Annotated in this window: 16 protein-coding genes, 1 tRNA gene and 1 pseudogene; 9 read left to right on the forward strand and 9 right to left on the reverse strand. The window is 59.5% G+C overall.

The window, feature by feature from the left end; translation table 11 throughout:
* Nucleotides 1-56: 56 nt before the first annotated feature.
* The 4 genes and pseudogenes from HWX08_RS10795 to HWX08_RS10810 form a co-directional block, all read right to left on the reverse strand.
* Nucleotides 57-365 (reverse strand): annotated as a pseudogene (locus HWX08_RS10795) (phage late control D family protein); the annotation flags it as partial.
* A gap of 628 nt (nt 366-993) precedes the next feature.
* On the reverse strand, nt 994-2,094 hold the full coding sequence (locus HWX08_RS10800; RefSeq protein WP_085517527.1) for a beta family protein: 1,101 nt from the start codon (nt 2,092-2,094) through the stop codon (nt 994-996).
* A gap of 35 nt (nt 2,095-2,129) precedes the next feature.
* Nucleotides 2,130-3,353, reverse strand: a complete 1,224-nt coding sequence (locus HWX08_RS10805) for an ImmA/IrrE family metallo-endopeptidase (RefSeq protein WP_174919526.1) — start codon at nt 3,351-3,353, stop codon at nt 2,130-2,132.
* The gene (locus HWX08_RS10810; RefSeq protein WP_341773826.1) at nt 3,334-3,753 is read right to left on the reverse strand and encodes a type II toxin-antitoxin system HigB family toxin; all 420 of its coding nucleotides are present in this window, start codon (nt 3,751-3,753) and stop codon (nt 3,334-3,336) included. The genes HWX08_RS10805 and HWX08_RS10810 overlap by 20 nt, the downstream gene beginning before the upstream one ends.
* A gap of 363 nt (nt 3,754-4,116) precedes the next feature.
* On the opposite strand from HWX08_RS10810, the gene HWX08_RS34355 reads away from it, so the two are divergent.
* Nucleotides 4,117-4,530, forward strand: a complete 414-nt coding sequence (locus HWX08_RS34355) for a toll/interleukin-1 receptor domain-containing protein (RefSeq protein WP_244122730.1) — start codon at nt 4,117-4,119, stop codon at nt 4,528-4,530.
* Between the two features lie 146 nt (nt 4,531-4,676).
* Here HWX08_RS34355 and HWX08_RS10820 read toward each other — a convergent pair whose 3' ends face one another.
* Nucleotides 4,677-4,967: a hypothetical protein gene (locus HWX08_RS10820; protein WP_174919691.1), complete on the reverse strand. Its 291-nt coding sequence runs from the start codon at nt 4,965-4,967 to the stop codon at nt 4,677-4,679.
* Between the two features lie 326 nt (nt 4,968-5,293).
* On the opposite strand from HWX08_RS10820, the gene HWX08_RS10825 reads away from it, so the two are divergent.
* The 4 genes from HWX08_RS10825 to HWX08_RS10840 all read left to right on the forward strand — a co-directional run bounded on the left by HWX08_RS10825 (nt 5,294) and on the right by HWX08_RS10840 (nt 7,915).
* A complete protein-coding gene (locus HWX08_RS10825; RefSeq protein WP_174919528.1) occupies nt 5,294-6,136 on the forward strand; it encodes a DUF7946 domain-containing protein in 843 nt (280 codons plus the stop codon).
* Nucleotides 6,129-6,698 (forward strand): hypothetical protein, encoded by a 570-nt coding sequence (locus HWX08_RS10830; RefSeq protein WP_244122731.1) that lies wholly within the window; start codon nt 6,129-6,131, stop codon nt 6,696-6,698. The genes HWX08_RS10825 and HWX08_RS10830 overlap by 8 nt, the downstream gene beginning before the upstream one ends.
* Nucleotides 6,699-6,754: 56 nt before the next feature.
* Entirely contained in the window at nt 6,755-7,657 is a 903-nt protein-coding gene (locus HWX08_RS10835; RefSeq protein ID WP_174919529.1) for a hypothetical protein, read from the forward strand.
* Nucleotides 7,658-7,840: 183 nt separating this feature from the next.
* Nucleotides 7,841-7,915: transfer RNA gene (locus tag HWX08_RS10840), tRNA-Gly, on the forward strand.
* A gap of 246 nt (nt 7,916-8,161) precedes the next feature.
* Here the strand turns inward: HWX08_RS10840 and HWX08_RS10845 are convergent.
* Entirely contained in the window at nt 8,162-8,494 is a 333-nt protein-coding gene (locus tag HWX08_RS10845; RefSeq protein ID WP_174919530.1) for a hypothetical protein, read from the reverse strand.
* A 723-nt stretch (nt 8,495-9,217) separates the two neighbouring features.
* On the opposite strand from HWX08_RS10845, the gene trmB reads away from it, so the two are divergent.
* Nucleotides 9,218-9,985, forward strand: coding sequence for a tRNA (guanosine(46)-N7)-methyltransferase TrmB (gene trmB, locus HWX08_RS10850; protein WP_174919531.1), 768 nt, complete (start codon nt 9,218-9,220; stop codon nt 9,983-9,985).
* 112 nt (nt 9,986-10,097) lie between these two features.
* Here the strand turns inward: trmB and HWX08_RS10855 are convergent, their stop codons facing one another.
* From HWX08_RS10855 to HWX08_RS10865, 3 genes are all read right to left on the reverse strand, one after another.
* Nucleotides 10,098-10,928, reverse strand: coding sequence for an undecaprenyl-diphosphate phosphatase (locus tag HWX08_RS10855; protein WP_174919532.1), 831 nt, complete (start codon nt 10,926-10,928; stop codon nt 10,098-10,100).
* A gap of 81 nt (nt 10,929-11,009) precedes the next feature.
* A complete protein-coding gene (locus HWX08_RS10860; RefSeq protein ID WP_069255982.1) occupies nt 11,010-11,591 on the reverse strand; it encodes a DUF1439 domain-containing protein in 582 nt (193 codons plus the stop codon).
* Nucleotides 11,588-11,905 carry a YkgJ family cysteine cluster protein gene (locus tag HWX08_RS10865; RefSeq protein WP_069257951.1) on the reverse strand — a complete coding sequence of 106 codons (318 nt, stop codon included), beginning with the start codon at nt 11,903-11,905 and terminating at the stop codon, nt 11,588-11,590. The genes HWX08_RS10860 and HWX08_RS10865 overlap by 4 nt, the downstream gene beginning before the upstream one ends.
* Nucleotides 11,906-12,076: 171 nt before the next feature.
* On the opposite strand from HWX08_RS10865, the gene hemN reads away from it, so the two are divergent.
* The 3 genes from hemN to HWX08_RS10880 all read left to right on the forward strand — a co-directional run bounded on the left by hemN (nt 12,077) and on the right by HWX08_RS10880 (nt 14,557).
* The gene (gene hemN, locus HWX08_RS10870) at nt 12,077-13,468 is read left to right on the forward strand and encodes an oxygen-independent coproporphyrinogen III oxidase (protein ID WP_174919533.1); all 1,392 of its coding nucleotides are present in this window, start codon (nt 12,077-12,079) and stop codon (nt 13,466-13,468) included.
* Between the two features lie 70 nt (nt 13,469-13,538).
* Entirely contained in the window at nt 13,539-13,796 is a 258-nt protein-coding gene (locus HWX08_RS10875; RefSeq protein WP_069255980.1) for a hypothetical protein, read from the forward strand.
* Nucleotides 13,797-13,900: 104 nt separating this feature from the next.
* On the forward strand, nt 13,901-14,557 hold the full coding sequence (locus tag HWX08_RS10880; protein WP_069255979.1) for a protein-L-isoaspartate O-methyltransferase family protein: 657 nt from the start codon (nt 13,901-13,903) through the stop codon (nt 14,555-14,557).
* Nucleotides 14,558-14,571: the final 14 nt, after the last annotated feature.

A 14,571-nucleotide genomic window follows, 5' to 3' on the forward strand; every position in this document is an offset into this window, starting at 1 on the left:
GGCTAGCGCTCTCCGCGCGTAACCTTCCTGTCTGATCTTGGCCGATCGCTCGCGCGCATCCACGACGCGACGACAAGTTGATAGCTGGAATGGCTACCGTCGCTGCCCAGCCTGCGCGCCGTATGGATATAACCGTTGACTGGCAGATAAGACTTGTTCGCCTGCTGAATCCACAGCGTCATCGTTTGAGCGATCAATGTCTTGGGTTCGATATCGCCTGCCATGGATACAATGTCGAGCGTGACGCTGAAGTCGCGATCGAATTCGGAATAGATCACGGCCCGGCACGGCATGAGCGCATTGTCTGGCAGCGGCGGAATGTCTGCCTTGAGCAAGCTAGCTAGTTGAATCAGGCCACCGCGAATTGCCTGAGGTCATTCAGTCATGTTCATGCGTTATCCATCTTCTTATTTGTTGCAAGCCCACGGTGGCTCGCGCTCTCACGGGGACGGCTCCCCGGTTATATCGCCGGAATTGAAGCGGGGCCGACAAGTCATGAGAATCTAGTCCGCCGAGGCCCGCAATGTATCGAACCAGGCGTTAAAACGCGAATCGCTCGAGAAGCGTATTCGATACATCCGTTCGGCCGTTGCAATTCGGCTTCGATGCTACAGCGCGCCGAAGGAATACCCTCGGCGTGGATGGTCGATCCCGTAAATGCCGGAGGGTTCACCAAGCACTGCCAGGGACGCCACCGCTCCAGCATCGAGCCATGCCAGTTTCGCTGCCACCGGCCAGAATCCTCCGCTTGCCATCCCCGCCCGACCCCCTGTAGAATTACGCGTTCTGCGGGCGTCGTATAATGTGGCCATTACCTCAGCTTCCCAAGCCTCAGCGCGTTAATCAAAACCACTATTCACGCGCGTTCTTACGTCGTATTTTCTCCCGACTCCACGAAGAACCACTGTTCATGCGGGGCTCACGGCGATGCCAGTTTTCATGCCAGCGCCAATCTCAAGAAGCTGCTGTCGTATCGTGAAATAGAGGCAGGCTTTAGCTCTGCTCAAGCAACTCCTCGATGGAAGCTCCTTGAGTAGCCAATGCCCGCAAACGCACCGCTTGCTTCACGGTGTAGGAAATATGATGGTTCTGGTCGACCAGCACCCACGTCCCGGGGTTGCCTGTACCGGCGTGACCAGTCGCACACTCGTAGATGTATCGATCGCCGTAACTGAACGTGCGATCTTGATAGTAACTGCTTCCAACCACTGCAGCAGCGAGCCTCCGGTACTGCTCGTACTTCTCACCTTGGCGAAGGCTATGTCCGCGATGAATGTGCAGCTTCGCACCATGCGTATAGCGGATTTTCCCGTTGATGTGGGTGCTCGGCGTCAGGTCGCTAAAATCGGGATGAATCACACCATAATCCCCGAAGACCATGTTTGCAGGTAGTCGCTGCGTCGCCACGTTGGCCCACAACGTTAGCTCCTGCCTTGCTACTTCACCATGAGAGTTCCGCTCGATCTCGGCAACAGTCTTCGGAGAACTCGAGCCAGCAACGATGATGGCTCGTGCACTGACAAAGCGCGTTAGTGCATCCACAAAGTCACAAGTATTCGCAGCAGCGGCAAGAGCGTCCGCTTCCGTCCCGAGGTATCGGTGATCTACCAACAAGTCGAGCATCCGAAGATCCAAACCCATAGCCCGCAATTCGAAGATTCGCTCTATGGTTTCATCGGGAAAATCCAAGTCATCTCGATCCAACCTCAGCAGCAGCCCTCCTTGCTGCTGAGCCCATTGAACAACGGTGGACAGCTCTGCTTCGTCCCGATCAAAACCATACACCGGCTCGAAATTAACGCCAGCGTTTTTGAGTAAAGCGAAGCCCACCATAAGAGCGGATTCCCCTGTCTCGACCCGCGTGCCGGGCTTCAACATTGGGAAGTCTACGTAGCATTGCCGAGGACCAGACATCTTCGCCAAACGCTTCACAAATCGAGTCAACTCCTCTTCCGGCTTTTTCGTAGGCAGAAACGGAGGCAACTCGTACAGCGGTTTAGTCTGGCTGGCAAGGCTATGATCAACGTATGCCATAGCCTTGATGTCGTTAAGTTTTCCCTTGATGATCGGGCTATACACGAATCCTTGATTCATTCTTAACTCCAATCAACGACACCAAGCCGAGATGTTTAACGGTTCATAAACAGCGGTTTAACAGCACCCTGGCCAATCATATCCTTGAAAATTGCGTAGTTCTCAGTTTCTCGCTGCAACCGGCCGGCAACGATAGCGGGATGTATCCCTTGCTCTCGTGCGAAACTGACAATTCCTGTCTTTGTCGGCATTTGGCGAACCGAGGCACTACGCCAGTGTGCCCGCGAGATAAGCACATCTCTCGCAATGCGATTTGCCTCTTTCTCAATGGCCTCCGTGCTTTCGGCATCTACCAGACGATCCAGAATCACATCACCTGGCCGACTAAGGTGCTTCCAAATATGAGCACACTCGTGCAGAAGCGTAAACCAAAAGTTGTCCAACCGGTCGAAGCGGAGTGTCAGACCAATAACTGGTACACCAGACCCCGATAGCATGGCAGCACCATCCAGTTTAGTCTTAGCCAAATGTTCCTCCACCACTACGGCAATACCTGCATCACGCAGATAATCAACCGCTCGCAAAGGTCCGTCTTCTAAAGGACTGAATGACACCAGCTCCTTGAAAAAAGACTCGCTAAGCTTGTCGATATGGAAAGGCCCACGTGGGCAATAGGAGGGCTCCGCAGCCTTTTGCAACACACGGGCCTGCCATGCCGTCAAGGCGCAAATTGCCTCTGGCGCGAACGCATCGCCTTTGACCGTGCGTCGCGCTAAGACGCCCATACGCGCACCGCCCATTGCCTTCTCGACAAACGTCCGAGCAAGTTCGGCAGCTTTAGCAGAATCGATACGGCGCTGGTCGAATTGAATCCAGCCCCGCTTGATCATTTCCTTGACGGGGAACAGCGACCAATCTACCTCTTCACTCCTCGCTTCTTCACTCGAAACAACAAGAGGCGTCTCCTGAACCAGAACCTCTGTGGGAATACCCAGCCCCGCGGAAAGCTGTCGAATCATGCCTACCGTCAGTGGGCGCTGCCTTGACAGAAACTCAGAGACACGGCTTCGCGAGCCGAAATATGGCACCAAATCAGCCTGTCGAAGTCCCTGCTCCATCATTCGGAATTTCACCGCCTCCACAGGATCTGGCTTCTCAAAGTGGTAGGTCCGGCGTTCGTAGTCTTCGACCAGCAAAGACAGCAACTCCAACTCGCCCCCCTCCGGCGAGTCCGGAGTTGGGTCAAGCACAACGAGGTCCTCAATACGAGTCATGTACTCCCGGTATTGGGCCTCAGACTTAACGACTGCTAGCTTCATTTTGCCTGACTTCCCAATTGATCTTGCTGTATTCCGCGTGCGTTCCAATCCACGTTACAACCACGATTCCCATTCGGTACGCGACATTGCTCACCATTCGATAGTCGTTACCTTTCACGTTAAAAATAACTCGATTCCCTGCCAAGAAGCTTGCTGTCGGGTACCTGAACTTGATGTCGTGCGAGCTCAACCACTTCGCATCGCGAGCATCCGCCAACCACGCGTTAATCCACGCCCGAGCCGGGGGGTGCTTGGAAACGAAGCCATCTAGCTTGTCTAGTCCATGTACCTTCATCGTCAACCGAGACCTTATGCACTGCATCCACTGTATCACACCTTGTTCCCAAATTGGGAACAAGGTGTGATACGCTTGCTCCATCGAGCTTGGCGTGGCCCTCATAAAAGGGGGGGCATCGCCACCCCGAAGCTATCGCTGCGCATTCGGCAGTCGATACGACGAGACTGAAAATGAAAGGATTACGACATGGCTAGATGCACAGCACCGGTACGCGGCCATCGCACTGCGAGCGCGGCAGCGGAATGTCCGGCATGTGGTAGTCGCTATAGCGGCTACCGGTCATACTCATATTCTCCCCCGTCCTACTCCTCGCCGGGGTACAGCGGGGGTGGCCACAGTACTGCCAGTGGGTCCAGCAGCAGTGTGAGGCCGCGCTGGTCACGCGCAGGCTCGTCCGTGGTGTACACGCCTGCAGAAGTGCGGACACTCACGCCAGTCCGCGAAAACGTCGAGAAGCGAGCGTCCGTGCCCGATCTTCGAGACGTCTTTCTTTGCCACGCGTGGGACGACCGAAAAGGGGCTGCTAAAGATCTGCACGATATGCTTGAGTCGCGCGGTGTTTCGGTTTGGTTCAGCGAGAAAGACGTGGCGCTCGGCACGTCGCTGCTTCGCGAAATCGACAAGGGACTGGCGAAATCGCGAGTCGGGATCGTACTGGTCACTCCGGCGCTGCTCAGCCGCGTCCAAGGAGAAGGCATCGCCGACAAAGAGCTTTCGGCACTACTAGCACGGGACCTACTCGTTCCTATCGTGCATAACACGACTTACGAAGCTCTCCGCGAAGTTAGCCCGCTGCTCGGCTCGCGAAGCGGCCTGAGCACTGCTGAATCGTCGATGACAGAAGTCGCGATCAAGCTCGCCGAACTGCTCACCATCTAGGTCTCTTTGTCGAGGCAGCCAGCCGGACGTCGCGCGACTAGTCCAATCGCTGACGCGAAAGCATTGAGGGAGAACAGCAGAGCGCGAACGCCCAAACAAAAGGCTCCCGAAGGAGCCTTTTGCGTTACGCGCGATCACCGCGTCACTCACTTCTTGCTCATGGGCTCGTGCTTGTCTTTGATCAGCTGATAGTAGGTGCTTGCACCGGCCTTCGTCAGTTTCACCTCGGCGATGAACTTGTCGATAATGTCCTTCCGAGTCACGTCCTTGACGGTCCGCATCCGCTTGTAGATTTCGGTCGCCAGTTCCATTTTCGTCGGCGCGGCCGCCGTCGCCTGTGCCGCCTTCGCTGCGGTATCGTTCCCCGTCGAGGTCGAGGCCGCGTCCTGCTTCTGGTCAGCAGCAGTCGGCTTGCCAGCTTTCTCGTCCTTGCCCATTGCACCTTGCTCCGCTCGTGAAAGCTTGCCGCCGCAATCTTCACACACAGCTGCAGCCAGATCGCAAATCTGGTCGATGGTCAGCAGCGGAAAATTGTTGGGGTGTCGAGTGTTGTCCATGCGATGACTATCCCTGAGCCCCATGAGAGAAACAACGGCTAGATCATTCACTCTCGATCCAAACATAAAATCATCTGTGTCGGCGCGTACCTTCGGGCCGACCCACAACTAATAATAATTCTCACTTCTACATCACGCACAGGCCGCTTACGCGGCTTGTGCTTCTGTGATAACGTGCAAAAAAACGGGGATTAAAATAGCAACGTATGACTCAGCCTAGCGAAGAAAAAGAAGTAAGCGCCCTCATCCGTGTTGAAGGCGGCACCGCAGACGAAGGCATCTTAGATTTGCACGACGGAGCTAAGACTATGCTCGGCATCGCTCGGGCAGTTAACATTGCTAGCCACGCGTTTGCCAACAACGATCAGATTCGCACCCGTGCCGACAGAGCTCATGGCGTTCAAGCGTTCGTCCACTCATCCCTCAAAGGTTGCTTTGAAGAGCGCATCGACATTAGATTCAATGCGACAACAATCAAGCGAATCGGCCCCAGTAAGTTGGTCAATAGCTTTTGGGACTATCTAACTTGCTGCTGGTCTGCGGCGCTGGGATTGTCGTACACACCAGAAACCGCATATGTCGAGGCCACTCTTAGTAGAGACCCTGATTTTATATATGAAATCGCTGATGCGTTAGAGTCGGCGATGAGAGAATTGCAACGCCCTATTGAATCAAACGACAGCGTAAGCATTACCTTGGCTCGTTTACGCAAAGGCGACCTACTCACAATGAATTGGCAAACGCGCGACTTCGTAACTGTTCGCGAAATAAAGTCCGACAAGCGAGTAATTCGAGGCAACATCACGAGATATAACGTTCTTAGTGATTTTGGCCGCCTCTATTCCGATGAAGACGGGAAAGTAATTTCCTTTGAAATAGCCAAAAGCTCCGGGAATAAAGTTAAGAAACTCGTAGTCAATTCCATGGAGAAACGCATAGACGGCCTGACCGGAAAGCTACAACTCAAGGTATCATCCATTGAAAGCGCACAAGGATTTGTAAAGCGATATGTAATCCATGACGCAACCCCGATCCAAGGCGATGACTAACACCCCAAGCTTGTTTTGTGTATTGCACACATCAAGCTGCATGCTGATGTCGGAGTGGGGTGTCTATTGGCAAGCCCTTGGAACGTTCGCCGCAGTAATCTTCGGCGCATTCGGACTCTATAAAATTCGCGCGGAACTCAAACGTCTTAATGAACAACGAGAGAAAGAGATTACAGACAGAGATGCGGCCGCAAAATTAAAAAGAACAGAATTTTTCTTAAATCAGCACCGCCGACTTTTTGACAATCCAGAGCTATACGCCGTACTGTGCTTGGTCGACTCTGACAATGAGGCTCTAGCAAATACCGACATGTGGGATCGGAAGAGGAAATTTATTACATTTTTCGAAGAAATTCAAATCCTCATCGACAGCGGTCAACTGGACAAGCAAGTTGCCCTCTATATGTTTGGCCATTACGCTAGATGCGCCATGTACGGCAGCAATTTTCAAGTGGGCATAGCCATGACCGAAGCGTATTGGCGTCTGTTTTTTCGTTTTGTGCGAGACGCTGACGATTTTTTTGAAAAAAATCCGAATGGTCCAGAATCGGTCTCTCTTTGACCCCATAAGGTGAGCCTCCCTCAATATGCTGCCGTACGGACATCTAGGAGGAGCGCATGCGAAGTTTTCAGGGAGCAGTGCTATTCGTTGATATGCTAGGCTTCAGTGCGCTTACCAGAGGCACGCTTAGCCTTGGCATAGATGAGTGCAAGCCGTGGAAGGTTGACCCACATGGCAATTTCCCGCACCAGCTACTTGCCGCAAAGATTTTATTGGCGTTTCGCAGTGTGCTGGTGAAGACGAAAGATAAATTTCCCGACGTAAGGGTGGCGCAATTGTCAGACTGCGCATTTCTCTGGTCGGCTAACGTAGGAGTGGTGGGAGATGCCGGACGCCATCTGATGCACGAAGCCGCACTGAAGGGGCTTCTGTGCCGCGGAGGATTCTCCATTGGAGACATTCACGAACCAGAAAAAGTGAATCGCTCCCTAGGGGCGTTTATCGTTGGCGATGCAGTGACTCGAGCAGCAACCTACGAGACAGCAGGCAAAGGCATGCGCATTTTCACCGACCAAGAAGCCGCTCGCAGATTGTTGACGATACGACCTAATGAAGTATTTCACCAACTCATAAACCCATTGACGGGCGAGATTGTTGACGAATGGCAGTGGTACGCGCCAAGCCAATCAATGTGCGCGCAGCAAGACAAAGCTGGATTACGACAGAAGATAGATCGCTTGGTCGGTTGCTATGCGACGCTTCGATATTCACCAAAGCTAGCCTGGAGTGCAACGACACCCGAAGGGCGTCGCCAGATAGCCTGTTCTGTTGTTACGTTGTCCGAGGCGATTGATAAACTGAATGGAAACAGCGGTAGATACCAGCTATCCATCGAACACCTGTTGCCTGGCTTGGACGACGGAAGACGCTCCGACCGTGCTTGTAAGCAAATCCGAGAGCAGTTCGTGAGCGAACTGACAACACCAAACCTGCCCATTCCACGGAGCAGAGAAAGATGAGGTTGCTGGTCGCTGTCCGATGCAACTACTTTATGAGCGATCGTTTCCGACCGACCTCAACCCATCGCTCACGACTGCCAGCGATGCCACCGCGCCGCCAGTGAGCCATGCCAGTTTCGCTGCCACCGCCCTAAACCGCGCGCTTGCCATCTCCACGCCAAACCCTGTAGAATTACGCGTTCTGCGGGCGTCGTATAATGGCCATTACCTCAGCTTCCCAAGCTGATGACGTGGGTTCGATTCCCATCGCCCGCTCCAGTCTCTCTCAAACCCTTGCCGCGCAACGCTTGCGAGGGTTTCCGGCAGTCGCCGAACCTCCCCCTTCCTGAGATATCCGATCGTGAGCGTGTGCGACGGCGTATTTCCGGTATGCGCTCATCGCAAGATCTCCCCCGATAACCCGTGGCGAATGATCCGGCGCCTGCTTCATCCGCAACGCACTTGCCACCTGCAGCCCCCTCACCCGACGACGTGCGAACGCTGCCGATGCATGCAGCATCTATCTCATGCCGCCCGCAAAATCACGATGAGGAAGGGCACGCACAGCAGCCCATGAAGCACGATCGCGCAATACGCCGGAGCCGAATTCGCTCCGGCATCGCCGTGCGCGTGCAGCAACGCGCCGATCGTCCAGACGAGACCGCCCAGCGAAACGATGCCGCACAGGACAACGACCGCCAGCGCCGTGCCGATCGCGCCGAATCCAGACGCTCCGGCAAAGCCCTCCGGATTGCTCAGAACCGAAATACCGACGACGCCGGCAATCGCACACTCGGCCAGTGCGAGCACGGCCGAGCCGCTGCCAACCTTGCGACGAACGGACGTGGTTTCATTCATGGCGTTTCTCTCCAAAGGCCATTGGTCGCGGATCATGCCCACGCGTCGTCCCGCACGATCGTTGCCAGAGCAACCACATGCGGGATATGACGCATCACGGCGGCCGTCATCGCTTCTTGTCGTTCTGGCCACGGGCAATCGGAACGAAACGCGCGCCGTTCATAGTCATCAGCTTGCGCACGCGTCTCACGCATCCGGTCATGCCGGCTGCGTCGGCGATTCTACTCAATCGCCCGGCGATAGCCCATCGTCCGGGCAATCGCGAACCGCCCAAGGAAAATGGACACGCCTCTCATCGGGAAGACCCGTCCCAAAACCGGCGCCGAGGAGAGCGTCGTTACCGCCAGTGCAACCCCATCGCTCGATGCGTCGCATGCTGCGCGACTTGCTGGGTCGTCGAGACGAGAACCGAAGCGACACGCGCGACGGACCTCGAGCCATACGACCCTCAAGGCGACCTGCGTCGACGCCAGGCCAGCCGCCAGGCGGCCGCGCCCCCGCAACCTTGCCAGTCGGATCAAAGCAGTCCATAATCCGGCTCTTTCCGGTTGGCCGAACGGGAAATCCTTAAGGATCAACGGCTTGACGGCATACCGCCGCTCCCGTCGCCACGTTCCGCAACCGCGCGCCCAGCCGCCTCGTCGAAGGCGGCTTTTTTGTACCGCGCTGGCGCGTCCCGCGCGCCCGACGCCTCGCCCGCAACCGAGCCTTTCTCTGTCACCGATGATGCACGACGATCCGAACGAAGCCGGCCTGCCGCCGCACGACGACGCCATTTCCGACGAAGCCTCCGAAGGCGCCGACGAAATCAACCCGCTGCACCGCCGCCGCATCCGCAGCTTCGTGACGCGCGCCGGCCGCGTGTCGACCGGCCAGCGCCGTGCGCTCGACGAACTCGGCCCGCGCTTCGTGGTGCCGTACGCACCGGAACTGCCCGACTGGAACGCTGTGTTCGGCCGCAGCGCGCCGCGCATCCTCGAGATCGGCTTCGGCATGGGCGCCTCGACCGCGGAAATCGCCGCGAACCGCCCCGGTGACGACTTCCTCGGCGTCGAGGTGCACGAGCCGGGCGTCGGCGCATTGCTGAAGCTGATCGGCGAGCAGGATCTGACGAACATCCGCATCATCCAGCACGACGCGGTCGAGGTGCTCGAGCACATGCTCGCGCCGGAGAGTCTCGACGGCGTGCACATCTTCTTCCCCGATCCGTGGCACAAGGCGCGCCATCACAAGCGCCGGCTGATCCAGCCGCCGCTCGTCGCGCATCTCGCGTCGCGCCTGAAGCCCGGCGCGTATATTCACTGCGCGACCGACTGGCAGAACTACGCGGAGCAGATGCTCGACGTGCTCGGCACGGAACCGACGCTCGAAAACACGGCCGCCGATTACGCGCCGCGCCCCGACTACCGCCCGGTGACGAAGTTCGAACGGCGCGGGCTGCGGCTCGGCCACGGCGTGTGGGACCTGGTGTTCCGCAAGCGCGCAGGCTGATCCTACCTGCCGCTGCGGCGCACGCCGCCGCGCTCCGGACAAGAAAAAGCCCGATCGGCGTTGCGCCGATCGGGCTTTCTTCATCGGAGGCGCGCCCGCCTCCCTATCAGCATCACGCCCAGTTCAGCCAGCCGCTGTACCCGACCAGCAGCACGAACAGCCCGAACGCGATCCGGTACCACGCGAACACCGTGAAATCGTGCGTCGCGACGTAGCGCAGCAGCCAGCGCACGCATACGAACGCGCTGACGAACGCCGCGACGAGCCCCAGTGCGAACAGGCCGAGCGAATCGACGGTGAACGCCTGCCAGTCCTTGACGGTTTCATAGAGCGTCGCGCCGAAGATGATCGGAATCGCGAGGAAGAACGAGAATTCGGTGGCAACGCGCCGGTCGAGGCCGAACAGCATCCCGCCGATGATCGTCGAGCCCGAGCGCGACATGCCGGGAATCAGCGCGAAACACTGCGCAATGCCGACCTTCAGCGCGTCGAGCGGCGTGAGCGCATCGACCGACACCACGCGCGGCGGCTCGCTGCGCTCACGCTGCCTCGCCTCGGCCCACAGGATGATCGCGCCGCCGACGACGAGCGCGAACGCGACGGGCACCGGCGAGAACAGCACGGCCTTGATCTTCTTCTCGAACAGCAGGCCGAGCGCGATCGCCGGAATCGTCGCGATCACGACGTTCAGCGTGAAGCGCTGCGCGTCGGGCCGGCTCGGCAGCCCCGACACGATGGATGCGATCCGCTGCCGGTATTCCCAGCAGACGGCGAGGATCGCACCGAACTGGATCACGACGTCGAAGGTCTTCGCGTGCGAATCGTTGAAATTCAGGAAGCTGCCCGCGACGATCAGGTGGCCGGTGCTCGACACCGGCAGGAATTCCGTCAGCCCCTCGACGACGCCGAGGATCAAAGCCTTGCAGATCAGGATCCAGTCCATCCGTGGCCCAACTCCGAAATGGTCGAATGAATGGGCCACTGTTGCGCGCGCGGCCCCCGTCCGGCCGAGCGCGGTTCGTCGTCATTTTTCGACGATCGCCACGCGTATGCCGTTTGTAAGAATCGTAATTGTACCGGGTTCGTAGTTCACCCCGGCAAATTGCAGTTGCTCGGGCTTGAACGTGTAGATCGGATAGTTGGTCAGCAACTGCGTCGCGAGCAGGCCGGCGGCCGCGCCGACCTGCTGCGCATACATCTGCGCGTCGCCGTCGAGCGCGAGGCTGTCGACGGCCGGCGACCGCAGCACGACCGAACGGGTCGGCGCGTCGTAAGCCAGCTGGCCCGACACGGTGAACTTGCCGCTGACCGGTGCCCGCAGGAACGGGCTCGCGAAATGCGCGTCGAGCTGCACGGCCACGCGGTTCTGGTCGGGCAGCAGGTTGACGGCCGGGTTCGCGAGCGACACGTCGACGACCTGCGCGACCGTCTTCTGGTACGGGAACTTGCGCGCGACGGCTTTCTGCACGTCGCCGCGCGAGAACGTGTAGTGATCGGGGATGAATGGAAACGTCGACGCGCACGCGGCGAGCGAGAGCGTCACGCCGATGGCGCCGACGGTTGCGGCGAGAAAACGGCGCCGGCCGGGCGCGCAAGGTGCGGTCATGCTGAACCCTCTTCTGATGACGACGGCCGCGTCGCGGCCTCGAGATGCGTGAGCCACGCGAGCGCGTCGTCGCGCGACGCGCCGCACATATCCGCGGCCGGCTGCAGCCCGGAACAGCACGCGGGCCGCTCGGGGCGGCCGAAGATCCGGCAGCGCAGGTCGTCGCCGAGCTGCACGCAGCGTACGCCGGCCGGCTTGCCGCCGGGCATGCCGGGAATCGGGCTGGAAATCGACGGTGCGATGCAGCACGCGCCGCAGCCCTCGCGGCACGCATGCGGCGGCGGGACATCGGCGGGCGCCGGGCGGGCAGGCATTTCGACGGACACGCAACTCTCTCGAACGAACAACGAAAACGGTGCGGCAACCGGACGCGGTGCCGGCAGCCTCACCCCGCATTGTGCCATCGCCGGCTGCGACGTTATTACACAATGCAGCCGAATCGCGCGTTTATATACTCGAAAGCATCTAAAAAGCGCGAGATCGTCATGCGTTCCGGTTCTGCCGACACAATGTTCCGTCCCGATTTACTCGCGAAATACGGCGCGAATGGGCCGCGCTATACGTCGTACCCCACCGCGCTGCAGTTCCGCGACGATTTCGACCCGGCCGACTACGTGCGCGCGGCCGGCGATCCCGGCGCATCGTCGAGCGAGCTGTCGCTGTACTTCCACATCCCGTTCTGCAACACCGCGTGCTTCTACTGCGGCTGCAACAAGATCGCGACCGGCAACCGCCGCCGCGCGCGCCCGTATCTCGACCAGCTCAAGCGCGAGATGACGCTGCAGGCCGCATTGTTCGATCCCGCGCGCCCGGTCACGCAACTGCACTGGGGCGGCGGCACGCCGACCTTCCTGTCCGACGACGAAACGGCCGAGCTGATGGCGGCCACCCGCGAGCACTTCGCGCTCGCGCCGGATGCCGACGCCGAGTTCTCGATCGAGATCGATCCGCGCACGGTCACGCCCGCGACGCTCGTGCATCTGCGCAACATCGGCTTCAACCGGCTGAGCCTCGGCGTGCAGGATTTCGATCCGGCCGTGCAGCAGGCGATCAACCGCATCCAGCCGCTCGCGATGACGGCCGATCTGCTGTCGGCCGCACGCACGACGGGCTTTCATTCGGTGAGCGTCGACCTGATCTACGGGCTGCCGCACCAGACCGTTGCCGTCTTCGCGCGCACGCTGGAGACGATCATCGAACTCGCGCCCGACCGGCTGTCGGTGTTCGGCTATGCGCACATGCCGCATCTGTTCAAGATGCAGCGGCAGATCGACGATGCGACGCTGCCGCCGCCGGAAACGCGCATCGCGCTGCTGGGCCTCGCGGTCGACATGCTGACGTCGGCCGGCTACGTGTACATCGGGATGGATCACTTCGCGCGGCCGTCCGACGCGCTCGTGTGCGCGCAGAAGCACGGCACGCTGCAGCGCAATTTCCAGGGCTACAGCACGCGCGCGGATACCGACCTCGTCGGGTTCGGCGTGTCGTCGATCGGCAAGGTCGGCGACGTCTACGCGCAGAACGCGAAGGACCTGCCCGCGTACGGCGCCGCGCTCGACGCGGGCCGGCTGCCGATCGCGCGCGGCGTACGGCTCACGCCCGACGACCGGCTGCGTCGCGACGTGATCACGCAACTGATGTGCAACCTCGACCTGCCGTTCTCGCACGTCGAGGCCGCGCACGGCATCCGCTTCGCCGAGCATTTTGCGCGCGAACTCGACGCATTGCGCCCGTTCGAGCGCGACGGGCTGCTGACGCTCTCGTCCGACCGCCTGACGATCCATCCGGCCGGCCGGATGGTCGTGCGCAACATCGCGATGGCGTTCGATGCGTATCTCGGCCACGCGTCGCCGCAGCGCTACTCGCGCACCGTCTAGCGCCGGCCCGCCGCACGCGGGCGGCCGGTTTGATACAGTGTGGGGCTTACGCCCCGCCAGAATCCGCACGATGCGCACCACCAAAGCGACCCACGCGGTCGAACGCCTGAAGACCCGCTCCGGCAACCCGCAATTCGCAGCCGTCGCGATGGCGGGCGGCCTGTTCTATCTGGTCGACCGCTCGGGCGGCACCACCGAAAAGCGCTGCGAGCCGCTGCCGCTCGACGAGTTCGTCAGGTTCGTCGACGAATTCGGCCCCAAAAAGCCGCGCAAGGCGAGCAAGCTCGACCTCGCGTTCGAGGCGCAGATCAGGAAGAGCAAGGGGTAAAGGTCTGTTGCAGGCCGTCTGAAGGCCTTGCAGCCGCCCCGTTTGGTACAATCACGAAGTTTCTCTATCCTCGCTGATGGCCGACCTGGCTGCGTGACCACACCATGAATATCGAAAACGCGCGTTTCAACATGATCGAACAACAGATCCGGCCGTGGGACGTGCTGGATCTCGACGTCCTGGGCCTGCTGTCGATCGTCAAGCGTGAAAACTACGTTCCCGCCGAATACCGCGATCTCGCGTTCGCCGACCTCGAACTGCCGCTGCCGGGCGGCAAGAGCAAGATGCTGTTCCCGCGCGTCGAAGCGCGCGTGCTGCAGGAGCTGACGGTCAAGAAACACGAGAACGTGCTCATCATCGGCGCCGGCTCGGGCTACCTGGCTGCGCTGTTCGCGCACCGCGCGCAGCACGTGACGGCCGTCGAGATCGATCCGACCAACGCGAAGTTCGCGGAAGACAACCTGCGCAACGACGGCGTAACCAACGCGGAAGTCGTGCTCGGCGACGGTTCGCGCGGCTGGGCCGCCAAGGCGCCGTACGACGTGATCTGCGTCGCGGGCGGCCTGCCCGTCGTGCCGCAGGAAATGCTCGAACAGCTGAAGGTCGGCGGCCGCCTCGCGGCGTTCGTCGGCGGCCGTCCGGTGATGAAGGCACAGATCATCACGCGTATCGACGACAAGCAGTACCGCGTCGCCGACGTGTTCGAAACCTACATCGACCACCTCGTCAACGCGATCGAGCCGTCGCGCTTCAAGTTCTGAGCAGCGGAGCCTCC

This window comes from Burkholderia metallica, assembly GCF_902832845.1.
In the GTDB taxonomy this organism is placed as follows: Bacteria; Pseudomonadota; Gammaproteobacteria; order Burkholderiales; family Burkholderiaceae; genus Burkholderia; species Burkholderia metallica.